At 56.2% G+C, this 23,103-nt stretch carries 15 protein-coding genes and 2 tRNA genes; 11 read left to right on the forward strand and 6 right to left on the reverse strand.

The window, feature by feature from the left end; translation table 11 throughout:
• Positions 1-31 precede the first annotated feature (31 nt).
• The 3 genes from GRX76_RS07090 to GRX76_RS07100 form a co-directional block, all read right to left on the reverse strand.
• Entirely contained in the window at positions 32-1,057 is a 1,026-nt protein-coding gene (locus tag GRX76_RS07090; protein WP_160152665.1) for a zinc-binding alcohol dehydrogenase family protein, read from the reverse strand.
• 217 nt (positions 1,058-1,274) lie between these two features.
• Positions 1,275-2,474, reverse strand: coding sequence for a PepSY domain-containing protein (locus GRX76_RS07095; RefSeq protein ID WP_160152666.1), 1,200 nt, complete (start codon positions 2,472-2,474; stop codon positions 1,275-1,277).
• Positions 2,475-2,486: 12 nt separating this feature from the next.
• The gene (locus GRX76_RS07100; RefSeq protein WP_160152667.1) at positions 2,487-4,619 is read right to left on the reverse strand and encodes a TonB-dependent receptor; all 2,133 of its coding nucleotides are present in this window, start codon (positions 4,617-4,619) and stop codon (positions 2,487-2,489) included.
• 485 nt (positions 4,620-5,104) lie between these two features.
• On the opposite strand from GRX76_RS07100, the gene GRX76_RS07105 reads away from it, so the two are divergent.
• The 10 genes from GRX76_RS07105 to GRX76_RS07150 all read left to right on the forward strand — a co-directional run bounded on the left by GRX76_RS07105 (position 5,105) and on the right by GRX76_RS07150 (position 15,765).
• A tRNA-Met gene (locus GRX76_RS07105) sits at positions 5,105-5,181 on the forward strand.
• A gap of 58 nt (positions 5,182-5,239) precedes the next feature.
• A tRNA-Met gene (locus GRX76_RS07110) sits at positions 5,240-5,316 on the forward strand.
• Between the two features lie 230 nt (positions 5,317-5,546).
• Positions 5,547-6,020 (forward strand): ribosome maturation factor RimP, encoded by a 474-nt coding sequence (gene rimP, locus GRX76_RS07115; protein WP_160152668.1) that lies wholly within the window; start codon positions 5,547-5,549, stop codon positions 6,018-6,020.
• A gap of 172 nt (positions 6,021-6,192) precedes the next feature.
• Positions 6,193-7,689: a transcription termination factor NusA gene (nusA, locus tag GRX76_RS07120; RefSeq protein ID WP_160152669.1), complete on the forward strand. Its 1,497-nt coding sequence runs from the start codon at positions 6,193-6,195 to the stop codon at positions 7,687-7,689.
• 145 nt (positions 7,690-7,834) lie between these two features.
• Complete coding sequence (gene infB / locus GRX76_RS07125; RefSeq protein WP_160152670.1) at positions 7,835-10,654, forward strand: translation initiation factor IF-2; 2,820 nt, start codon at positions 7,835-7,837, stop codon at positions 10,652-10,654.
• Between the two features lie 87 nt (positions 10,655-10,741).
• A complete protein-coding gene (gene rbfA / locus GRX76_RS07130; RefSeq protein ID WP_160152671.1) occupies positions 10,742-11,149 on the forward strand; it encodes a 30S ribosome-binding factor RbfA in 408 nt (135 codons plus the stop codon).
• Positions 11,149-12,099 (forward strand): tRNA pseudouridine(55) synthase TruB, encoded by a 951-nt coding sequence (gene truB / locus GRX76_RS07135; RefSeq protein WP_160152672.1) that lies wholly within the window; start codon positions 11,149-11,151, stop codon positions 12,097-12,099. Before rbfA ends, truB begins: the two co-directional genes overlap by 1 nt.
• A gap of 112 nt (positions 12,100-12,211) precedes the next feature.
• Positions 12,212-12,481, forward strand: a complete 270-nt coding sequence (rpsO, locus tag GRX76_RS07140) for a 30S ribosomal protein S15 (RefSeq protein ID WP_160152673.1) — start codon at positions 12,212-12,214, stop codon at positions 12,479-12,481.
• 208 nt (positions 12,482-12,689) lie between these two features.
• The gene (pnp, locus tag GRX76_RS07145; RefSeq protein ID WP_160152674.1) at positions 12,690-14,807 is read left to right on the forward strand and encodes a polyribonucleotide nucleotidyltransferase; all 2,118 of its coding nucleotides are present in this window, start codon (positions 12,690-12,692) and stop codon (positions 14,805-14,807) included.
• Positions 14,808-14,940: 133 nt separating this feature from the next.
• Positions 14,941-15,765 carry a sulfite exporter TauE/SafE family protein gene (locus GRX76_RS07150; protein WP_160152675.1) on the forward strand — a complete coding sequence of 275 codons (825 nt, stop codon included), beginning with the start codon at positions 14,941-14,943 and terminating at the stop codon, positions 15,763-15,765.
• A gap of 69 nt (positions 15,766-15,834) precedes the next feature.
• On the opposite strand, the gene GRX76_RS07155 is transcribed toward GRX76_RS07150, so the two are convergent.
• Positions 15,835-17,364, reverse strand: coding sequence for a peptide MFS transporter (locus tag GRX76_RS07155; RefSeq protein ID WP_160152676.1), 1,530 nt, complete (start codon positions 17,362-17,364; stop codon positions 15,835-15,837).
• Positions 17,365-17,540: 176 nt separating this feature from the next.
• Between GRX76_RS07155 and GRX76_RS07160 the strand changes: the two genes are divergently transcribed.
• Positions 17,541-18,737, forward strand: coding sequence for a tetratricopeptide repeat protein (locus GRX76_RS07160; protein WP_160152677.1), 1,197 nt, complete (start codon positions 17,541-17,543; stop codon positions 18,735-18,737).
• Between the two features lie 284 nt (positions 18,738-19,021).
• On the opposite strand, the gene GRX76_RS07165 is transcribed toward GRX76_RS07160, so the two are convergent.
• Together GRX76_RS07165 and GRX76_RS07170 are read right to left on the reverse strand one after the other, a co-directional pair.
• Entirely contained in the window at positions 19,022-19,735 is a 714-nt protein-coding gene (locus tag GRX76_RS07165) for a hypothetical protein (RefSeq protein ID WP_160152678.1), read from the reverse strand.
• 578 nt (positions 19,736-20,313) lie between these two features.
• Positions 20,314-22,974, reverse strand: coding sequence for a TonB-dependent siderophore receptor (locus tag GRX76_RS07170; RefSeq protein WP_160152679.1), 2,661 nt, complete (start codon positions 22,972-22,974; stop codon positions 20,314-20,316).
• Positions 22,975-23,103: the final 129 nt, after the last annotated feature.

Raw genomic sequence — 23,103 nt, forward strand, 5'->3', positions numbered from 1 at the left:
GGCGGCGCCCGTCAGGTTTTAGTTCTTTGTTTCAGCCCCAGCCAGCCAGCACAATCTTGCCAATGGTTTTTCCGGTTTCCAGCTGGCGGTGGGCCAGGCGCAGATTGGTGGCGTCGATTGGCTCGATGGTTTCGCCAACGGTGGTGACCAGCTCTTCGTTATCGATCAATTTCGCGATCCGGTTCAGGATCGCCCCCTGCTCACTCATATCCTCGGTCTGGAACATGGCGCGGGTGAACATGAATTCCCACACAAAAGTCGCGCTCTTGGCTTTCAGCAGTTCAACCGGCAAAGGCGCGCTGTTCTCGACGATGGTGCAGATTTTCCCCTGGGGTTTGATGGCGTTGGCCATGGCAGGGAAGTGCTGGTCGGTATTGTTCAGGCACAGGATGTAATCCACTTCCGGGATGCCGATATCCTTCAGTTCCTCATCCACCGGGTTACGGTGGTTCACAATGTGCGATGCCCCCATCTGTTTCACCCAGATGCTGGACTTGGTGCGCGACGCGGTGGCGATGACGTTAAGCTTTGCCAAGGTACGCGCCAGCTGGATCGCGATAGAGCCAACGCCCCCGGCACCACCGATGATCAGAATTGACTTGCCGGCATCGCTACCCGCCGGGGAGATGCCCAGGCGATCGAACAGCGCCTCCCAGGCGGTAAGACTGGTGAGGGGGAGGGCGGCTGCGGCGGCGTAGTCCTGGGTGCGCGGCATCTTTCCCACGATCCGTTCATCGATGAGCTGGAATTCGCTATTGCAACCGGGGCGGGTGATATCGCCGGCGTAGAACACCTGATCCCCTGGCTTGAACCCGGTGACCTCAGTGCCCACAGAAATCACCTCGCCCGCGGCATCCCAACCGAGGATCTTGGGGGTGGCCTCGGTGACCGCGTCCGCCTTGGGAGCGCGGACTTTGGTGTCCACGGGATTCACCGCGATGGCTTTTACCGCAACCAGCAAATCCCGCGGGCCGGGTTCAGGGCGGTCGATATTCAGGTCTACGAGGGATTCTTCGTGGTCGATGGGCAGGTACTGATACAGGCCGACAGCTTTCACTTGGGTTTCCTTTCCGGTGCTGTGTATTTGCAATTGGCGCTCGGGGCGCGTATTTCCCGAGGAACCAGTTTCCCTGAATTCAATTTTCGCGCCAGATTGTGCGGTGGCAGCAGCATACGACTTGGGCGCGGCGTCTCGGAATCGTTAGGAACTGCTCAGATTGTAGAGAAGGGAGGAGGGTGGGGGTGTGATCACGATCCGAAGTTGTCGGTGAAAATCAGCTCTCGGCGGGAATATTGGCGGCAGATGCAACGGCCTGGGCTTTTTCCTGTGCGTTACCGGAAACTTTACGGCTGGCAGCGCGTTTTAACCTGCGCTTTTGCCACCAGAGGTAGAGACCTGTGCCAAACAGCAGTGCCGGCGCGAACCCCGCCAGCAGCACCAGCCAGCGGCCTAGAAGGCCGAGGGCATCGCCGTTATGCAGAGGAAACTGCCAGCGCAGGATTTTATTGCCCAGGGGAATCTCGGTGACATTCTGCGTCATCAGCAGTTCACCGCTGTACTGATCGACACGGGCAATACTGGCGCCGTAGTTGCTCCAGGCCTCGTCGGCGGCGCGGAAGGTGAGCCCGTAGCTGTCGCTGTTGTCCCGGGGCAGATAAATGCGTTTGAGTTCGCCATCGGGAAAAGCCGACGCGGCAATGGCGACGGCTTCATCCGGACTGATCGGCGTTCCCGCGTCGGTACGCGATGGAGGGAGTGCCGGACGGGGGCCAACCTCGAACAGGCTGCCCACCACAGTCTCCACCTGAGAGGGGAATACCAGGGCCACGCCGGAAAAACTGATCATCAGCAGCAGAGGCAGAAAGTAAATGCCGAACACCTTGTGCACATCAAAGTAAAACCGGAAGCGGTTGCCGCTGCGGGAGATGGTGAATGCGCGTGCCCAGCGCTTGTTTCCGTTCTGTTTTCTCCGACTTTTTTTCGGCCACCAGAGCACGATTCCGCTGATACAGAACACCATCAGCAACAGCCCCATAAAGCCCACCACCGTTTTGCCGCTTTTACCGGCAAGCAGGGTGTAGTGGAGGCGGTAAAGCCAAGTCATGGTGTATTCGGGGGTGCCCCAACCGCGTACGGCCAGTACCTCGCCGTCGGTGGGGGAGACACTAACTTCGAGGGGGCCGGGCGCGCCTTCCGGTTTCGGAAATCGCACCACATGCGGGCTGCCGGCCTGACGCTGGGTCATCAGGCGCGTGGGCGCGGGGTTGCCGGGAACCGCTGCCTGGGCGGAGGCAAGAATTTCGGCGTAGCTGGCGGGCCGCTCACTGGGTTTGAAAGTGACGGTCTGTGGTGCCAGCTGTTCATCCAGCACGTGATCGAACACCAGCAGGCTGCCGGTGAGTCCGATCACGGAAAGCAGCAGGCCCAGGGTCAGGCCGGCGTACTTGTGCAGGATAAAAAACGCTTTACGCATAATGGTGCTTGATCAGAACACCTTGGAGTAAGACAGGTTCACACTGCGTCCAAGACCTTTGAAATTGCGGATGTCATTACCCGCGGTCTGGGAGTAGTAAGTGAAGTAGTCTTCGTTGGTCAGGTTCTGCAAACCCAACGCGAATTCACCGCCCAGTGCCTGAAGTTGCGCGCTGGCATCAATAATGGTGTAGCCGTCAAATTCTTTGGTGACTTCACCCGCGGCATTTTCGAAGTCCCGGTCCAGCAACCAGTTGGCTTGCAGACGGGTGCTGAAGGTGTCGCTCCAGCTGCGTGCCCAGCTCAGGTTGAAACGGTTGGGGGCGATATTGCGGCCGTCCAGGTCGGTGTCCACCTTGCCATCATCGTTGGAGTCATAGCGGCCTTTGGTGTAGGCATAGCGGGCTTCGAGGGTGTCGGTGTCGCTGGCGAACCACTGGCCGCGCAGCTCCAAACCATCGATGTCGGTTTTTTCACGGCTTACGCTGTAGATGCCATCGCTGCCTAGCGCCAGACGCTGGCCAAAGTCCGAGTCAGAAGAATAGTAAGCCGCCTGCAGGCCGAATTGCCCGCTGGTGAAGTCCAGGCCCAGCTCCTGGTTCTCGGTCAGGATCGGCTGCATATCGAGGAAGCTTTCCACATCCTGGTCCGGCTGATTGATACCGCGCAGTACCCGGCCCACATCCGGCATGGAAAAGCCTTCGGAGTAATTGGCATAAATCCGCAGGCCATCGGTGATCACATAGGTTGCACCGATGTTGCCCAGGGTCTCGCTGAACTCCGGATTGCCGCCCTTGACGAACTGACCGCCGTTATAGGAATACAGGGTGGTGAAGTCGTCGACCTGCAGCTCGGAGATCTCGTGGCGCACACCGGCGGTGATGGTCATCTTCTCGATACCGCTGAATTCGGCTTGCGCGTAAGGCGCGATGTTATTGTATTGGGTAGGCGGAACCCAGGCGCGACCGGTCAGGATCAGCTGCTGCCAGGTTTCGTCCTGCAGCAGGTCCACACCGTAGGCCAGGCTCACCGGCGCGCCGGCAATATCGTCCTTGATCAGGGTCAGTTTCAGGCCGCGCTTTTCCGAGTTGTTCTGGGACTGGTCGAAAACCACTTCGCCATACGCCGGATCCTGGAAAGTGCCGCTGGGGGTACCGCCGTAAGTGCCGGCGAAATCCTGTGAGAACACCTGCGCGCGCAGTTTCTGGCCGAGAAAGTCTTCCTTGCTGTACTGCAGGTTGATCGTGGTGACTTCGTTGGAGGGAGATTTACCCGGTACGTCGGCCTCGATGGCTGTGGTCGGGATACCCTCGCTGATATCGCCATTCACGCTCAGCCAGTTATTGTTGCCTTCTACCAGGAAGTGGTTGACGGTCAGTTGCACTCGCTGGTCGTCCCAGCTGTAGCCGGTCTTGATGAACGCGTTGATGGTATCGCTGTCCATGGTGTCGCCCTGGGTATTGTCGAAGCCGACAATATCGCCGTTGGCGTCATAGCCGATACCGGTGTTGCGGTAGCTGACACTGGCCAGCACATCGACCGCGTCTACCTTGCCAGACAGGCTGTAGCTGCCGTTGTAACCCAGGGTGTCGCTCAGCTCGCTGGGCTGGAGCGAGGACTCAACCCGGAAGCTTTGCTGGAATTCATCACTGCTGGGGGTGCGGGTAATCAGGTTGATGATACCGCCGGAGGCACCCATGCCGTGGATGGCGTTGGCGCCGTGGATCACTTCCACACGCTCCAGCATCAGCGGGTCGATGGTGTGACCGTCGCGTCCGCCGTCTCGCAGGGGGTTGGACTGGGGCACACCGTCAATCAGGTACAGCGGCTTGCGGCCGCGCAGGCTCTCACCGGAGCTGGTCATCTTCTGGCGGCTGGGCGAGAAGCTTGGGATCAGGTTGCCGAGGATGGTGGACAGGTCGCTGGTCGCGGCCATCTGCTGGTTCAGTTCTTCCTTGCCGATCAGGGTGACCGTATTGGGAATGGCACTCAGGGGCTTCTCGGTACGGCTGGCAGTAACGACGACTTCTTCATGGATACGCTGGTTATCGCTTTTGGCTTCCTGGGCGAGGGCACCCGGGATGGCGTAGGCGGTGCTGCAGGCGGCAATCGCCAGAGCCAGGGAAGTTTTTTTCAGCTTGAACATGGGGGAAGCTCCTTGAATCGTCTTCGTCGTTTTTCTGCATTTACTGCTGGCAGAGAGGCCCGTTTGCCGGGCCACTGGCGGCATTAAATTCATACCGCAATTTGGTTGGCGATACTAAATAAAATGAGAATTAATATCAATTTCAATCGGTGGCTGAAAAGCAGGAGACTTCCTTTATATGTCTGCGTGCGCGGGTGTCTGAGCCGGGAGGTTGGCGAATGGAGCTGCTGCGCTCTTCAAATGGCGCAAATGGGCACCACGAAGCGGCGTTGTTTCTTCTTATAATGTGGGATCTGAAGCAAAGGTGGGCTTTGCTGAGGGGGTTTAGGCGTTCCCGCCCCGGAAATAGCCGGTGTGAAAATTAATGCCACAAGCGGCTTGACTCGCCCGGGGCTCGCCCCTAGAATGCGCAGCCTCTGAGCGGTTGGGGCAACCCACCGCAAGAAATCGAAAGTCTTACCAGGTTCGGTTTCTAGGGTTGTTGGTGCGGGGTGGAGCAGCCTGGTAGCTCGTCGGGCTCATAACCCGAAGGTCGTAGGTTCAAATCCTGCCCCCGCTACCAAATTTCCACTTATACTTTGATGAAGTGAAAGTGGTTGTTAAAACCCCTTGGATGTTGTTGCGGGGTGGAGCAGCCTGGTAGCTCGTCGGGCTCATAACCCGAAGGTCGTAGGTTCAAATCCTGCCCCCGCTACCAAATTTTGCAAAAGTACTTCAGGGTGCTTTTGCGCAGTAAAAGCCCCTGTTAGGGGCTTTTTCGTATCTGCGGCAAACCGGTCTCCGGGGTTGCCATCCGAATGGGCCGGGAGTCGGCGCCGCGGTTTCTCATTCGGACCGTGGGCTAGCTCCGCTGCCCATTTTTTGTTTTTGTACTCTGCGTCGGCAGATCGCAATACAGCTGACACGCCCTCGAGGCAAAGTGGTGATATGGCAAGCAAGCGCGAACTTTTAGAAGAGCTTCTGGCACCAGTGGTTGAATCACTGGATTGCGAGCTGTGGGGGATTGATTACCAGACCCACGGTCGCAACGCCCTGCTGCGTATTTACATCGACGCAGAGCGCGGAATCGCCGTGGAAGACTGCGAGAAGGTCAGTCGCCAGGTCAGCGCAGTGCTGGATGTGGAAGATCCCATCACCAGTAAGTACACCCTGGAGGTGTCCTCCCCGGGGATGGATCGACCACTGTACAAGCTTGAGCAATACCAGCGCTTTATTGGCGCCCAGGTGGAACTCCGTTTGCGCATGCCGCTGGACGGCCAGCGCAAGTGGCGTGGTCTGCTGGCTGGCGTTGAAGGCGATGAAGTTGTTTTGCGTATCGACAGCGAAAATGAGTATCTGCTGCCGATCGACAGTATTGAAAAGGCGAACATCATTCCGCAGTTTGAAAGCGGAAAAAAATAAGCGGTTCGCACTGGAATCAGCTTGGAAATTGCGAGTTTGATTCCGGTAAATGTTTTAGATGTTTCTTTTGTTAAATAGTTAAGGGCAATGCAGACGTAATGAGTGAGGCAGCCAGATAGGGCTTCACTTGAGCATTGGATTACAGCACGTAGCGTTTTGAAGAGGCAGCTGCATGAACAAAGAAATCTTGCTGGTAGCCGAAGCGGTTTCCAACGAGAAAGGCGTTGACCGGGATATTATTTTCCAGGCAATTGAGGCGGCCCTCGCAACGGCCACCAAGAAGCGCTACGACGAAGACTCCACCATTCAGGTGATCATTGATCGCCGTACCGGTGACTATGAAACTTTCCGCAGCTGGGAAGTGGTCGACGACGAGACGCTCGCCGAGCTGGGCACCCAGTTCACTCTGGAAGAAGCCCACGAAAAAGACACTGAGCTGAAAGCCGGTGATGTTTATCGCGAGCAGGTGGAAAACGTCGAGTTTGGTCGCATCGCTGCGCAGACCGCCAAGCAGGTGATCGTGCAGAAGGTGCGTGAAGCCGAGCGCGCCAAGATTGTCGACGAGTATCGCGATCGCGTTGGCGAACTGGTGAGCGGTACCGTCAAGAAAGTAACCCGCGACTTTGTCGCTGTCGATCTGGGCAACAACGCCGAAGCGCGTCTGCCCCGCGACCAGTTGGTTGGTCGCGAAATTTTCCGCCTCGGTGACCGTGTGCGTGCCATCCTGCTGGAAATCCAGCCGGAAGCTCGCGGCCCGCAGCTGATGTTGAGCCGCTCCTGCCCGGAGATGCTGATCGAGCTGTTCCGTATTGAAGTGCCGGAAATCGCCGAGCAGGTGATTGAAATCCGCGGCGCTGCCCGCGATCCGGGCCTGCGCGCCAAGATCGCCGTAAACACCAACGATGGCCGTATCGATCCGGTAGGCGCTTGTGTGGGTATGCGCGGCGCTCGGGTTCAGGCCGTTTCCAACGAGCTCTCCGGTGAGCGTGTGGATATCGTGCTGTGGGACGACAATCCCGCCCAGTTCGTGATCAATGCCATGGCGCCAGCGGAAATCGAGTCCATCGTGGTGGACGAAGATGCCGGCTCTATGGATGTCGCGGTTGCGGAAGAGAATCTGGCCATGGCCATCGGCCGCAGCGGCCAGAACGTACGCCTGGCGTCAGAGCTGACCGAGTGGCAGATCAATGTGATGAGCATTGAAGACTGGCAGAACAAACAGGAAGCGGAATCCGGCAGCATCATGGAAACCTTCATGGAGCGCCTGGACATCGACGAAGACGTCGCCGGTGTACTGGTCGATGAAGGCTTCACCACCCTTGAAGAAGTGGCCTATGTGCCCATCGAAGAGATGCTGGCCATCGATGGTTTCGATGAAGATATCGCCGAAGAACTGCGTGCGCGCGCCAAGGATGCACTGCTGACCCAGGCGCTGGCCTCGGAAGAGCAGCTGGATGCCTCTGAGCCGCAGGAAGATCTGCTGAATATGGAAGGTATGGATCGCCAGTTGGCGTTCCAGCTCGCCAGCCGTGGCGTAGCCTCCATGGAAGATCTGGCCGAGCAGGCCGTGGATGACCTGCTGGATATTGAAGGCATGGACGAGGAGCGCGCCGCCGCGCTGATCATGAAAGCTCGCGAACCCTGGTTCGCCGACGACAGTGATCAATAAGCTTAATGCCCCGTGCCGGGTGCAAGCCCGGCCCTGCGCGCAGCTGCAAAGCGCGCGCCCCGAATTGCCTGCCAAGCAGGCCAAGGGTGGAGCAGTACAATGAATTGATACTGCTCCGCTACTAAGAGACTTTTTAGGAGAGAGAATGGCCGAAGTAACAGTTAGCGAACTCGCCAAATCGGTTGGTGCCACCGAGGAGCGTCTGCTCAAGCAGATGCGGGAAGCGGGTTTGCCCCACACTTCAGCAGATGCGTCCGTATCTGCGGAAGAAAAGCAGGTCCTGCTCAACTTCCTGAAAAGTAGTCACGGGGAGCAGAGTGCTGCACCGAAGAAAATTACCCTCAAGCGCAAAACTACCACCACGCTGAAGACCGGCTCTGGCACCGGCCGCAAGACCGTGAATGTGGAAGTGCGTAAGAAGCGCACCTACGTTAAACGCGCCGACGAAGCTGAGCAGGCAGAGCCAGAACTGGATACCTCCGCACTGCAGAAGGCTGAGGAAGAGCTGGCCGCGGCAGAGCAGGCCGCGGCAGAGCGCGCCCGTCTAGAGAAAGAAGCGGCAGAAGCCGAAGCAAAAGCCAAGGCGGAAGAGGAAGCCAAGGCCAAGCAGGAGGCCGAAGCCAAAGCGAAGGCCGAGGCGGAAGCCAAAGCGGCCGAGCAAGCGGAAGCCAAGGCCGAAGCCGCTACTGAAAAAGCGGAAGAAAAGCCCGCACCGAAAGCTGCCCCTGAAGCCAAGCCCAAGCCCGCGCCAGCGCCGGTTCGCTCCACTTACGTGGACGATATCGAAGCCATGCGTATTGCTGCCATGGAGCGCCGCAAGAAAGAAGACGAGCGCGAAGCTGCCGAGCTGGAAGAGAAGAAGGCCCGTGTAGAAGCCGAACGCAATCGCCTTGAGCAGGAGCAGAAGGAGCGCGCTGAAAAAGCCAAGCAACAGAAGCCTGCCGCGTCTGCGGATGGCGATGCTGCCAAGCCCGCCCTGCGTCGTAAACATGAAGCGGCTACCGAAGACCGCGATGACGACGAACCTCGCAAGCGTCGCAGCCGTCGCGGCAAGTCTGGCCCGAAAAAGTCCAGCAAGACCTCTCTGTATGATGCCGCGCTGGAAGTTTTCGAGAGCGACGAAGATGAGAAGCGCAGCACGCGCTCTCTGTCGCGCCCGACGCTGAAAGTCAAGAATACGCACGGCTTTAAACGGCCGACAGGAAAGCAAGTGTACGAAGTGCAACTGGGCGAAACCATCACCGTGGGTGATCTCGCCAAACAGTTAAATATCAAGGCCGGTGAGCTGATCAAGCGCCTGATGAAAATGGGTGAAATGGTCACCATCAACCAGAGCCTGGATCGCGATACCGCGACCCTGCTGGTAGAAGAGCTGGGCCACACCGTGGTACTGCGCTCTGAAAACGAAATGGAAGAAAAGCTGGTTGCCCAGTCCCAGAGCGTGGAAGGTGAAGAAGTTTCCCGTGCACCGGTTGTGACCGTAATGGGTCACGTTGACCACGGTAAAACCTCGCTGCTGGATTACATTCGTAAAACCAAGGTTGCTTCCGGTGAGGCCGGTGGTATTACCCAGCACATTGGTGCCTACCGGGTGAAAACCAGCCAGGGCGAAATTGCCTTCCTGGATACCCCGGGACACGCCGCGTTTACCGCCATGCGTGCGCGCGGTGCCCAGGCTACCGACGTGGTTATTCTGGTTGTAGCTGCGGATGACGGCGTTATGCCGCAGACCGAAGAAGCCATTGCCCACTCCAAGGCCGCGGGTGTACCGCTGGTTGTCGCCATCAACAAGTGCGACAAGGAAGCGGCGGATCCGGATCGTGTGAAGAACGAACTGGCAGCCAAAGACGTTATCCCGGAAGACTGGGGTGGCGACACTCAGTTCATTGAGGTATCTGCGCACACTGGCCAGGGCATCGACGAGCTGCTGGAAGCGGTTTCCCTGCAGTCTGAAATGCTGGAGCTGAAAGCGAAGATCGGCGTGCCGGCCAGCGGTGTTGTGATCGAAGCGCGCCTGGAAAAAGGTCGCGGTGTTGTTGCTACTCTGCTGGTACAAAACGGCGAGCTGAAGCGCGGCGACATCGTGCTGGCGGGCCAGAGCTACGGTCGCGTACGCGCCATGACCAACGAGCTGGGTAAATCCGTAAAAGATGCGGGTCCGTCCACCCCGGTGGAACTGCTGGGCCTCGACTCTACCCCGAATGCGGGTGATGAGTTCCTGGTGGTCGCTGACGAGCGTAAAGCCCGTGAAGTGGCCGAGCAGCGCGCGACTAAAGAGCGTACCGAGCGCATGCAGCGCCAGCAGGCGGCCAAACTGGAAAACATGTTTGCGAACATGGAAGCCGGCGAGAAGAAAGTACTGCCGATTGTGGTCAAGGCCGACGTGCGCGGTTCTCTCGAGGCGATCCTGTCTGCACTGGCGGATATCGGTAACGAAGAAGTTTCCGTCAATGTGGTTTCCAGCGGTGTCGGCGGTATTGCCGAAAACGACATCAACCTGGCCCTGACCTCCGGTGCCATCGTTATCGGCTTCAACACCCGTGCGGATGTTGCTGCACGCAAGCTGGCGGAAACCGAGAGCGTCGAGATCCGTTACTACAGCGTGATCTACAACCTGCTGGACGAAGTGAAGCAGGCCCTGTCTGGCATGCTGGATCCGGAAGTACGCGAAGAAATCGTCGGTATCGCCGAAGTGCGCGACGTATTCCGTTCGCCCAAGTTCGGTGCTATCGCCGGCTGTATGGTTACCGAGGGTACCGTGTACCGCAACAAGCCCATCCGTGTACTGCGTGACAACGTGGTGATTTACCAGGGCGAACTGGAATCCCTGCGTCGCTTCAAAGATGACGTACAGGACGTTCGCAACGGCATGGAGTGTGGTATCGGGGTGAAAGACTACAATGACGTCAAGCCTGGCGATCAGATCGAAGTCTTTGACATCGTTAAGGTAGCCCGCGAACTCTAATGTTCTCTTTCGCCTGAGGGCAGGTTTCTACGGAGCTTTCGTAGGAGCTTGCGCTCAGGCGAATTTGCCATTCTGAATAGGTAAAAAATGGCCAAAGAATTCCACCGCGCCGACCGCGTCGCCGATGCCATGCGCCGCGAGCTGGCCCGCCTGATTCAACACGAAGTGCGTGACCCCCGGGTTGGCATGGTCAATGTCAACGACGTTGAAGTCAGTCGCGACCTCACCACAGCCAAGGTGTTTGTTACCCTGGTTGGCGAAGACGATCGAAGCAAAATTGATATCTCAATGGAAGCGCTGAACAAGGCCGCCGGCTTCCTGCGCAGCCAGCTCGCCAAAGAGATTCAGATCCGTACCATTCCTCGTTTGCAGTTCCGCTACGATGAAACCTCTGTACGCGGCCAGCACCTCTCGGCGCTGATCGACAAGGCGGTTAAGTCTGACCAGCAGAAGTCTGACGACGACACAGACGATAGCAGCGAACAGAACGACTGATGGGCCGCAGACCAAAATGGGGACGGCAGATCGACGGTGTCTTGTTGCTGAACAAGCCTGCCGGAATTTCTGCCAACGATGCCCTGCAAAGAGCCAAACGCCTGTTCTTCGCCAACCGCGCGGGGCACACCGGCGCCCTGGACCCGCTGGCAACTGGTGTGTTGCCGGTATGTTTTGGTGAGGCAACCAAGTTTTCCCAGTATCTGCTGGATGCGGACAAGCGCTACCGCAGCACCTTTTGCTTTGGCATGACCACCGAGACTGGCGATGCCGATGGCAATGTCGTTGCCACCAGCGATGCGTCCGGCCTCACCGAGCAGCAGGTACGGGACGCCATGGGCGCTTTTCGCGGCACCATCAGCCAGGTCCCGTCCATGTACTCGGCCCTCAAGCACAACGGGCAGCCGTTGTACAAACTGGCGCGCCAGGGCATTGAGGTGGAGCGGGAAGCCCGCGAGGTGGAAATCTATTCCTACGAGCTGGTGGACTTCACCCCGGGCTCCGATTCCCCGGATAAGCTGCCGCGTGCGGTAGTGGAAGTGCACTGCTCCAAGGGCACCTATGTGCGCAGCCTGGCGGAAGATCTGGGCAAGGCGCTGGGCGTCGGTGCTTTCGTGGAGAAGCTGCACCGTATTGCTGCCGGCCCCTACCATGAAGACGACTCGGTCACCCTGGATGAATTGACCGCGGAGCGGGGGGAGGATCGCGCAGAAGTGCTGGATCACCACCTGCTGCCGGCGGATTCTCCCGCCTCAGGACTGCCCAAAATGATCCTTGCGGACGACACGGGTTACTATCTGCGACAGGGGCAGCCGGTGATGGATCTACAGGTCTATCGCTTGGGCGATGAAGGTGATATGGTGCGCCTCTTCCTGGAAAGTGGTGAATTTCTAGGCGTTGGTGAGATTACTGATGACGGACGGGTCGCACCCCGTCGGTTGGTAAAATAACCTGTAGGAACCTGCTCGCAGGGGATTCCAGGTAATGCAATGACTAGCTGGTCTGTAAACATGCACGGGCCAGCCGAATCTTTAAAGCATGTTACGAACGAGGTAATTCGTTATGGCACTGTCTGCAATCGAAAAAGCAGCCATCCTGAAAGAGCACGGCCAAGCTGAAGGCGACACCGGTTCTCCGGAAGTCCAGGTAGCCCTGCTGACTGCCAACATCAACAAGCTTCAGGGTCACTTTGCTTCTCACAAGCAAGACCACCACTCCCGTCGTGGTCTGATCCGCATGGTAAACCAGCGTCGTAAGCTGCTGGACTACCTGAAGCGCAAGGATCTGAACCGTTACGCTCAGCTGATCGCCAAGCTCGGCCTGCGTCGCTAAGACCCTGGGAATGCCCGCCTTATGGCGGGCATTCTTCTTTTTAGAATTCGAATTTTCCGGGGCGGCTATATTTGCCACGGGAATGCCGGGCCAATAAAGAGCGTCCGGTGCATTCGTCTGCCTCTTATTTGTTTTCTTGAAGGCAGGCGGACAACTGTAGGGGCTGTTGGAATGGGCCAGCAGCCGTAAGGAAACAGGAAAGAGTCTAGTGAATCCAGTAACCAAAACATTCCAGTACGGAAATCAGAAGGTCACCATCGAGACCGGCCGTATCGCACGTCAGGCAACCGGCGCAGCGCTGGTCACCATGGGTGAGACCGTTGTGCTGTGTACCGTAGTCGGCGCCAAAGAAGCCAAGCCAGATCAGGGCTTCTTCCCGCTGTCTGTACACTATCAAGAGAAGGCCTATGCGGCCGGCAAGATTCCCGGTGGCTTCTTCAAGCGTGAAGGCCGCCCGTCAGAGAAAGAAACCCTGACTTCCCGCCTGATCGACCGTCCGATCCGCCCGCTGTTCCCGAATGGCTTCATGAATGAAGTACAGGTGATGATCACCGTACTGTCTGCGGAAAAAGACGTGGATCCGGATATCGCCGGCATGATCGGTACCTCTGCGGCACTGTCCGTATCCGGCATCCCTTTCGGTGGCCCGATTGGCGCGGCGCGCGTGGGTTACACCGAAAAAGACGGCTACCTGCTGAACCCGGGCTACGCAGCCCTGAAAGAGTCCGAGCTGGACATGGTTGTAGCGGGCACCAAGGACGCGGTCCTGATGGTGGAATCCGAAGCTGCAGAGCTGCCGGAAGACATCATGCTGGGCGCAGTACTGTTTGCTCACCAGGAAATGCAGGCGGTTGTTAAAGTCTGTGAAGAGCTGAAAGCAGAAGCGGGCAAGCCCACCTGGGATTGGCAGCCGGAAGCGGTGAACGAAGAGCTGAAATCCGCTCTGGAAGCCCAGTTCGGCGAGAAAGTGGCCGAAGCTTACAAAATCACCGACAAGCAGCAGCGCACCACCCGCCTGGCGGAGCTGCGCAACGAAGCCGCTGAAGCTCTGGCCACCGAAGAAGTGGATGCCGGCCTGGTAAAAAGCTACTTCGGCAAGCTCGAGAAGAAAACCGTACGCGGTTCCGTGGTTCGCGGCGAGCCGCGCATCGACGGTCGCGACACCAAGACCGTACGCCCGATCAACGTGGAAGTTGGCGTACTGCCGAAAGGCCACGGCTCCGCACTGTTCACCCGTGGTGAAACCCAGGCACTGGTCGTTGCCACTCTGGGCGCTACCCGCGATGCGCAGATCATCGACGCCCTGGAAGGTGAGCGCAAAGACTACTTCATGCTGCACTACAACTTCCCTCCCTACTCTGTAGGTGAAGCGGGTCGTGTAGGCGCTACCGGTCGTCGTGAAATCGGCCACGGCCGTCTGGCCCGTCGCGGTATCGCTGCGGTACTGCCGAACCCGGAATCTTTCCCCTACACCCTGCGTGTGGTTTCCGAGATCACTGAATCCAACGGTTCCAGCTCCATGGCGTCCGTATGTGGTTCCAGCCTGGCGCTGATGGATGCGGGTGTACCGCTGAAAGCACCGGTTGCCGGTATTGCCATGGGCCTGGTGAAAGAAGACGACGGCTTCGCGGTTCTGACCGATATCCTGGGTGACGAAGACCACCTGGGCGATATGGACTTCAAAGTAGCCGGTACCGCTTCTGGTGTGACCGCGCTGCAGATGGACATCAAGATCGAAGGTATCACCGAAGAGATCATGGAGACTGCCCTGGAGCAGGCTCTGCACGCGCGTCTGCACATCCTGGCAGAAATGAACAAGGTGATCGGTGAATCCCGTACCGTGGTGAATGAGAATGCACCGCGCTACGCGACCCTGAAGATCCACCCGGACAAGATCCGCGACGTGATCGGTAAAGGTGGTGCTACCATCCGCTCCATCACCGAAGAAACTGGTGCTTCCATCGACATCGAAGACGACGGCAGCATCAAGGTGTTCGGTGAAGACGGTGAGAGCCTGGAAGCGGCAGTTACCCGTATCGAGGAAATCACTGCGGAAGCCGAGATCGGCGCTATCTACGAAGGCAAGGTTGTACGTATCGTCGACTTCGGCGCATTCGTAAACTTCCTGCCGGGTAAAGACGGCCTGGTACACATCTCCCAGATCGCGGAAGAGCGTGTCAATGCGGTATCCGATTACCTGAGCGAAGGCCAGATGGTCAAAGTGAAGGTGCTGGACGTAGACCAGCGCGGCCGTATCAAGCTGTCCATCAAGGAAGCCAATGCGGACGCAGCGGCAGAAGCTGATGAGGCGACCGGCGAGGAGTAATCCCTCCGGGAATGACCTGCTTGCAGGGCATTGAGAAAACGGTGGCTATAGGCCACCGTTTTTTTTGCCTGTAAATTGGCACTTTTGAAAGAAAGACTCTTTTGAACGAAATAGCCCAGAAAACGGAAAAATAATGGAAGTACTACTGATTTATCTGCTGGTGGGAATCGGTGCGGGCACCATCGCCGGCCTTTTTGGTGTTGGCGGCGGGCTGATCATAGTGCCTGCATTGGTGCTGGTGTTCACCGCCCAGGGTATAGCCCCGGAAATTCTCACCCATATGGCGGTCGGTACCTCCCTGGCCACCATTATCGTCACCTCCATCAGTTCGGTCAGGGCCCATCATGGCAAACGTGCGGTGGACTGGAACATTGTGGCTACCATGGCGCCGGGTATTTTAATCGGGTCTTGGCTGGGGGGGATGACTGCCGACTGGCTTTCCGGCCCCTGGCTGCAATTACTGATTGGTGTGTTTGCGGTGGGCATCGGGATCAAGATGTGGCTGGATGGGTTGCGCAAGGCGCAGTTGCCAACCGATGGCAGCCGCCTGCCGGGAAAGGTAGGTTTATCGGCTGTGGGTGCCTTTATTGGCTGGGCGTCGGCAATCTTCGGCATTGGTGGGGGCTCACTTACCGTCCCCTTCCTGTCCCGCTGTCATGTGATCATGCAGCGCGCTGTGGCAACCTCCGCCGCTTGTGGGCTGCCGATTGCGATTGCCGGGGCCTTGAGCTTTGCAGTACAGGGTTGGCACAACAGTCTGCTGCCGGAGTGGAGTAGCGGTTACATTTACTGGCCGGCGTTTTTCGGCATAGTTCTGACCAGTACGGTATTTGCCCGCGTAGGAGCGCACATCGCCCACAAGCTGTCGCCACAGTTACTGAAGAACTGTTTTGCCGGGCTTTTGCTCGTCATCGGGGCCCGCTTTATCTGGCTCAATTATGGCGTTGCGTTCGGTTGATCCTTGCCGGAAATAAAAAGGCCGCTGTGGAAAACCACAGCGGCCTTTTTTTGGTTAGGAAGTTGAAGATCAGGCGGTAACCGCTTTTCCTTCTTTGGCTTCCTCTTCGCCGGATTCCTGCATGCCTTCCCAGCCTTTGGATTTCAGGCCGATCAGCGCGAGGATGATACCGATACCGATGCTGAACAGTGCGATCTGCAGGTACAGGTTCGGCAGCTCCTGGATATTCTCCGGGTCGAAGTTACCCGCCAGCAGGCCAGAGATAATGTTGCCGATGGAGTAAGTGAGTACAAACACGCCCATCATCTGGCCGGCAAAGCGGCGCGGAGACAGCTTGCTCACCGCACTCAGGGCAACCGGGCTCAGGCACAGCTCACCAACCGTGTGCAGGAAGTAAGTGGTGATCAGCCAGTAAGGCGCTACCTTGAGGCCCTGCGCTGCGTACTGGGCCGCAAAGAACATCACGATAAAGCCGGACGCCATGATGATCAGGCCAATCGCGCATTTCACGCTGTAGGACGGGGTGATCATGCGCTTGCCCAGGTTGATCCACAGGGCTGCAAAGAACGGCGACAGCAGGATGATGAACAGGGCATTGGCGCTCTGGAACCAGGAAGCCGGCATTTCAAATGCACCGACAAGGCGGTCGGTGTAGTCGCGGCCGAACAGGTTCAGGGAGGAGCCCGCCTGTTCGAAACCAGACCAGAAACAGGCCGAGGCCAGACACACCAGAAACAGTGCCCACATACGCTTCTTCTCGGCAGTGGTGAGGTTGCCGGCGAAGTAGATGAAGCCGTAATAGGCAAAGAATGTCAGGGAGAATACGACAGCCACATACTGGGCAATGACCACCGGGTTGATGGTGATCTGGCCAGTCAGAGCCAGGGCGGCTATCACCGCGGCAACGGTGATAGCGGCACCGATCAGCTGCCATGCGCGCTTGGCGCCGCGCTCAGACAGGGGGTTTTCTGGTTTGAGGCTGGCATCGCCCAGATTGGCAATGGTCAGGCGGTACTGGATCAGGCCGATCGCCATACCCACCGCTGCGGCGCCAAAGCCCCAGTGCCAGCCAATGCTTTCACCAAAGAAGCCGCAGACAAAGTAACCAATGAAGGATCCCAGGTTGATACCCATGTAATAGATGGCATAACCGCTGTCTCGGCGTACATCTTCGGGCGCGTAGAGGTGCCCAACCAGGGCACTGATGTTGGGTTTCAGCAGGCCGGTACCGGAAGCAACCAGCATCAGGCCGACAAAGAAGGTGCTGTCATTGGGAATGGCCAGGACGATATGGCCGAGCATGATGATGATGCCGCCGTACCAGACTGTCTTCTGGCCGCCGAGGAGGCGGTCAGCAATCCAGCCACCGGGGAGGCCAAGGAAGTAGACGGCGCCGGTGTAGAGACCGTAAATCGCAGCGGCGGCTGCTACGGTAAAGCCGAGGCCTTCTTCCTGGAGACTGGCGGTCATGAACAGGACCAGCAGGGCCCGCATGCCGTAGTAACTCATGCGCTCCCACATTTCGGTAAAGAAGAGGGTAGAGAGCCCCTTGGGGTGGCCGAAAAAGCCGGCACTATTCTGATGCGTATTTGACGACATATCAGCGTTTCCAGTTGTTATAGCTTTAATAGTTAAATCGACTTGAGTGTAACAGTGGTCTCACAAACAGGCGAATGGTTACAGGTGAAACAGGAAATGAACCTGCAAAAAGGATTCCTTCGCGACAGGAATCGTGGAAAATCAGGGATTCAGAACACGAAATGGGGAAAATAACGATGAAAACCCCGGAAAAGCTTGAACCGGTAGCAGTAAATTGGTCATCCACAGGGTTGGCGGGATTAAAACGGACCCTGCTGGGGTTGTTGCTGGCCGGTCTATTGGGTTGTGCCAGTGCGCCACCACAACCCGAGACCGAGATAGATTTCAGCTGGTTATTGAGCGGAACGGCATTATTTGATGCGCCCATCGATACCGCCGAGCTACCGGAAGACGACATCCTCGGTCTTGCACCGGCCATGCGCCAGTATCTCGCCGATGTCGCACCACAAGCCAGTCCGCAACAGCGCCTGGCGGCCCTGTTGCGGGGCTTTGAGCATCGCGAATTCAGCGTCGAGTACCAGCCCGATAAGACACTGACCGCCACCGAAACCTATCGCCAGCAACAGGGTAACTGTATGGCCTTCACCGTGATGATGGTGGCCATGGCGCGGGAGCTGGGCGCTGAGGCCTACTTCAACCAGGTGGAGGTGCCGCCGGTGTGGGGGCATGAAGAATCCCAGACGTTTGTGGTCTACCGCCATATCAATATGGTTTCGGAAAGCCCCCGCGGTCGCCGGGTGGTGGACTTTAATCTGGCCGCGTATGACCCGGTCTATGACCAGCGCAAGCTGACGGATACCGAGGCCTTTGCCCAGTACTACAGCAATCGCGGCCTGGAGTGGATGCAGCAGGGCGAGATGCCGCAGGCCTTTCGATACCTGCGCAAGGCCCTGGCCCTGAGGCCAGGTGATAGTGACTTGTGGGCCAACCTGGGGGCTTTTTACAGCCGCAATGAGCGGTTCGCCGCGGCGGAGCAGAGTTATCTACAGGCGCTACAACTGAAGAGTAGCCACACCATTGCCATGAGTAATCTGGAGCGCCTGTATCGAAAGCAGCAGAAAACCGCGCAAGCGGACTATTACGCGGAGCGGGCGCGCTACCATCGCGAGCGCAACCCTTATTACCTCTATTACCAGGCGCGCAATGCGTATGAACACGGGAATTTCAAGGATGCCAAACGGCAGCTAAAGCGGGCTATCTGGCAGTACGAGGGCGACCACCGATTTTATTTCTTGTTGGGGCTCACCAGTTACCGCTTGGGAGAATTTGACGATTCCAAAACCTATTTTATGGAAGCGTTTTCGTTAGCGGATAGTCCCGGTACCAAACAGGCTTACAGCCGTAAATTGAATTACCTGAAAAGCCATCCATAAAACGTAAGCAACAAAAAAAAGGGGATGCCATTGGCATCCCCTTTTTGTGTTGACTGAAAATCAGCAACGCAAAGTCGATCACTTAGAACTGGTAAGAAGCACCAGCCCAGAAGTAACGGCCCTGGAAGTTGTAGACGCTGTATAGATACAACAACGAATCTACAATCTTAATCAACGTATCTTTGAGTAGTTAGAAAGACAAAGAGAGAGTTATTTCTCTTATGCCTATTTCTACTTGACGGAAATACGTTACGATTAAATTTGGTAAGAAATTTTGAGTGATCTTAAGGGACCTCACATGTGGGGCATGGCGGTTTCGTCCCCCCGCCTTGCACCACATAATTCCCTAGGAATAACGTGGTCTTATAAGTACCGTCAGATACTGATGCGGAAAAGCTGTAAGTTCCAGTAGTTGATGGAAAATCGATGTAGCGTGAAGCGCTGCCTGTTAACGCAGTTCTATAGACTGTGCCCGCCGCATTTTGAATGCCACTTCCATTGTGTTCCCAGTAGAAGGTGGTGATTACTCCGTCGTTGTTCCGAGCCGCTTTAGAATAAGAGTCAATTTCGTAATTCAAGGATACGTATGCTGATTCGCCATTTGACGTAACATTTAATGTAGGATTAGTTGCTTTTGGTTTTTCTTGTACAAACACGTTGTTACAGTGGGTCAGCTCAGTAACTGGGTCAAATACGGTTACCCAATTAGGGCCTCGAAAAGGGAAAGTAACTGCTGTTTTGGCTCGCCACTTAAAATCTTGATAGTTATATTCATCACTGCCTAGGTAACCTGCGGAAGTTGCAAAATCTGCTGTTTCTCCACTGTAATTCCAATCAGCATCATGATTGTAGGCGGTGGCTACACCTTTCAGTGGGTAATCAGTCCCCTCTGGGTAGCTTCCTGAGACATAATTTATATCTGCGCAGCTAGCAGAAAATGCGGTCGCCGAAAATGATAATCCAGCAATTGCTAAAGATGTGGAAAAAATTTTATTCATTTTTATTTCCTGAAGTCGGCATTAGATAAAGCACGATCAAATTTTTGTGATCTGTTTCTTCTATATGCCAATTGATTTTTATATGTTTTTTTTGAGAGTTATTCAGACTCTACGTAGTCCTTTCTAGTGCTCGATAGGCTTATATCTCCACGTTAAATCGTGTGATTTCTAGTATATGTATTATTTTGTTTCCCTAAATGACTATAGTGACATTTGTTGTTTTTTTGTTGGAAGTGTATGGTGTGTCACGAATTTAATAGTTGGTTGTGGAAGTGTGTGGGCATTTAATAATGGGAAGGCGGGGTTACATCTAATTTTTAATATACGGTTTTCACAGCATAGGGGAGCTCAGCAGTAAAATTTCAACTGCCGGTATGCTGGATGTGATAAATAATTTGAGAGGTGTAATTGTAAGTTCAAGCCTATGTTAGGCAGTGTTTTGAGCTTCAGTGTTCGAACAATGGAGTTTCATTTCCAAGGTGTCCTGAGTGCCAAACTTTTTGGGGCGTGATAGGTGGACAAAAAAAGGGGATGCCATTGGCATCCCCTTTTAGTTGACTCAACGTCAAGTCAGCAACTTAGAACTGGTAAGAAGCACCAGCCCAGAAGTAACGGCCCTGGAAGTCGTAGAAGCTGTTCCAGTCACCGTAGCCAGAGGTGTCTTGCGGCTCCTCATTGGTTACGTTGTCCAGGCCAGCAGACAGGCGGAGGGTGTCATTTACGTCCCAGCCTGCACGCAGGTTCAGGTAGGTTTTGCTGTCGACGTCGACCAGGTACGGAGAGGAGCTGATGCCGCCGTCAAAGTACTGGGCTTCAACACCCGCTTCCCACTCGTTGCCGTACCACATAGCGCTGGCCAGGCCGCGCCAATCAACATACATCTCACTGGTGATACCGACTTCTCCCAGGTAGTCGGATTCGGTATCGGTCTGTTCGTTGTACTCGGTGTACTCGAGCATGCGAGTCGCTTGAGCGCGCAGAGCCAGACGGCCAGTGTCGAAGTGGAAGTTCTGGGTGATGTCGATATCTACACCGCGAGTGTCGATCTGACCGATGTTCATCTTCGCACCTTCGAGGCGTACGATCTGATCGCCCGCACCGCGTGTTACGAAAGAACAGGCGGTTGCAATACCGTCGCGGAAGCAGTCATCCAGGATGCGCTGCAGGTCCGGAGAGGTAATCGCGTTGTCAATCTGGATGTCGTAGTAGTCCAGAGTGATGGACAGGTCGTCGACGAAGCTCGGAGTCCAGACTACACCAAAGGTGAAGGTTTCTGCTTCTTCCGGTTTCAGTTCCTGATTACCACCGATGTTGGTCGGAATCTGGTTGCCTGCTTGCTCGAAGCCGGGGCTTACCATGTCACAGTAGGTACCTTTACCTGAAGGGTTGCTGGTACCGGTGCTGCAAGGATCGGTCAGGGTTTCGTAGCTCTGGGCGGAACCGCTGAACAGCTCGTAGATGCCCGGGGCACGGAACGAAGTGGACAGGCTGGTGCGGAAACGCAGGTCTTCGATCGGTGCGTAGACCATGCCGAATTTACCAGTGCTTTCGCCACCAAAGGTGCTGAAGTCAGAGTAGCGCACGGCCAAGTCCGCGGTCAGTTCTTCCGCGCCTTTCACGCCTGCCAGAATCGGCAGGTTGAATTCCGCAAATACTTCTGCGACGTCGTATTCACCGCCGGTAGCATCTTGCTGGTTACCGAAGGTTTCACCGCTTTGGGTTTCCGCTGAAGGGTTGAACTCACCGGACTCTTCACGGTATTCAACACCGGTAGCGAAGCCCAGCGCACCGCCTTGGAATTGAACGGCTTCGAGGTCACCGGACAGGGTGGCGCCGATATTGAGCAGCTCGTATTCATTGCTTTCGCGATCGTCGTAGCTGAAGTACTGGATGATTTCCGGGCTCATGCCACCGGCGAATTCATAGTCCAGGCCAGCTGCACCACTGAAAATTTCTTCCAGCTTGGTTTTGTTATACGAGTTGGCAGTAACGTTCTTGCCTTCGTTTTTGCCGTAGCTTACGAAGGTGTCCCAGCTCCAGCCATTGATCAGGTCACCGCGCAAGCCACCGAGAATACGGTAGGTGTCGGTTTGTTGCTCTGAATCGCGGGTGCCACCGGCAACTGGGCGGATACGCAAGTCGGAGTACCCGTCTTGCCAGCTGTTACCCGGGAACGGGAACTCTTCGTCTTCCATGTTGGAGCCGTTGGCTACCCATGCGTCATAGGCTTCTTGCCAAGCGTCTTGCAGTTGAGATTGAATCTCAGCAGGCAGGTGCTGTTCCGGATCCAGATTGAAGCCGTTACCCGCGTACATCGGCTGAGCGGCCAGCTGCTGGTTGGTAGTTTTGGAGGTGTAGCTCGCTTCCCCGAAGGCTTCTACGCTATCGGTGATGGAGTATGTGCCGGAAGCAGTAACAGCAGTACGCTCCATGGCACCGGACAGCCACATGTGCTGGCCGATATCGTAGGTGCTGTATGCACCCAGGGTTACACCGTCTTCTCCGATGGCGAAATTCCCGTAGTTAGTCAGGATGTTGCCATTGGGGGACATGGAGCTGGCCAGGCCAGCCCAATCGCGATCGTTGTAGGCGATTTCGTCGCGCTGGCTGTGGCTGATGTTAGCTACGAAGCTGCCGCGCTCGCCTTCGTTGCCGAAGGTGAAAGAGATTTCGCCGTTTTCTCCGCCACCTTCAGTGGTGGAACCGGCACGGGCGTTAATACGTACGCCATCGAAAGAATCTTTCATGACCACGTTGATTACACCGGCTACAGCGTCAGAGCCGTAAACCGCAGAAGCGCCATCGGTGAGGACTTCAATACGGTCGATCATGTCTACCGGAATGTTGTTCATATCAACCGCGGAGCTAACGCCGGACGCGGAAGATACAAAGCGACGGCCGTTTACCAGTACCAGAGTACGAGCAGAACCCAGGTTGCGAAGGTCGACAAAAGAAAGGCCGGCGCCGCCGTTGTTGTCGTTGGCGTTGATGCCGGTGGTACCCATGGACGGCAGCTGGTTCAGCAGCTCGTCGATGGTGCCAACGCCGGAGCGCTGGATAGCCTGGGAATCAACAATAGTGATGGGGCCAGTAGTAGAAAGAGGATCACGTGCAATACGGGAACCGGTAACGATCACTTCTTCAACGGTCGGGCCAGGCACGGTTTCCTGAGCGGAAACACCGGCGGTAGCCAGGGTGCTGAATGCTGCGATAGCGATACTCAACTTGGTCTTGATCATAAATGCATCCTTTATGTATTTAGAGGCACTTTTATTGGGTGTTGTATTTTTAGTGCGGCGTGACTTTAAAGGATCAATTGAAAATGTGGAACTAACCTGACATTCATATATCTCAGATAAAAAATACTT

The sequence above is a fragment of the Microbulbifer sp. ALW1 genome (assembly GCF_009903625.1).
GTDB lineage: Bacteria > Pseudomonadota > Gammaproteobacteria > Pseudomonadales > Cellvibrionaceae > Microbulbifer.

Coding starts and splice junctions, on each gene's coding strand:
- GRX76_RS07095 (WP_160152666.1), bottom strand. CDS start 2,474: ATGCGTAAAGCGTTTTTTATCCTGCACAAGTACGCCGGCCTGACCCTG.
- GRX76_RS07100 (WP_160152667.1), bottom strand. CDS start 4,619: ATGTTCAAGCTGAAAAAAACTTCCCTGGCTCTGGCGATTGCCGCCTGC.
- rimP (WP_160152668.1), top strand. CDS start 5,547: ATGGCAAGCAAGCGCGAACTTTTAGAAGAGCTTCTGGCACCAGTGGTT.
- nusA (WP_160152669.1), top strand. CDS start 6,193: ATGAACAAAGAAATCTTGCTGGTAGCCGAAGCGGTTTCCAACGAGAAA.
- infB (WP_160152670.1), top strand. CDS start 7,835: ATGGCCGAAGTAACAGTTAGCGAACTCGCCAAATCGGTTGGTGCCACC.
- rbfA (WP_160152671.1), top strand. CDS start 10,742: ATGGCCAAAGAATTCCACCGCGCCGACCGCGTCGCCGATGCCATGCGC.
- truB (WP_160152672.1), top strand. CDS start 11,149: ATGGGCCGCAGACCAAAATGGGGACGGCAGATCGACGGTGTCTTGTTG.
- rpsO (WP_160152673.1), top strand. CDS start 12,212: ATGGCACTGTCTGCAATCGAAAAAGCAGCCATCCTGAAAGAGCACGGC.
- GRX76_RS07150 (WP_160152675.1), top strand. CDS start 14,941: ATGGAAGTACTACTGATTTATCTGCTGGTGGGAATCGGTGCGGGCACC.
- GRX76_RS07155 (WP_160152676.1), bottom strand. CDS start 17,364: ATGTCGTCAAATACGCATCAGAATAGTGCCGGCTTTTTCGGCCACCCC.
- GRX76_RS07160 (WP_160152677.1), top strand. CDS start 17,541: ATGAAAACCCCGGAAAAGCTTGAACCGGTAGCAGTAAATTGGTCATCC.
- GRX76_RS07165 (WP_160152678.1), bottom strand. CDS start 19,735: ATGAATAAAATTTTTTCCACATCTTTAGCAATTGCTGGATTATCATTT.
- GRX76_RS07170 (WP_160152679.1), bottom strand. CDS start 22,974: ATGATCAAGACCAAGTTGAGTATCGCTATCGCAGCATTCAGCACCCTG.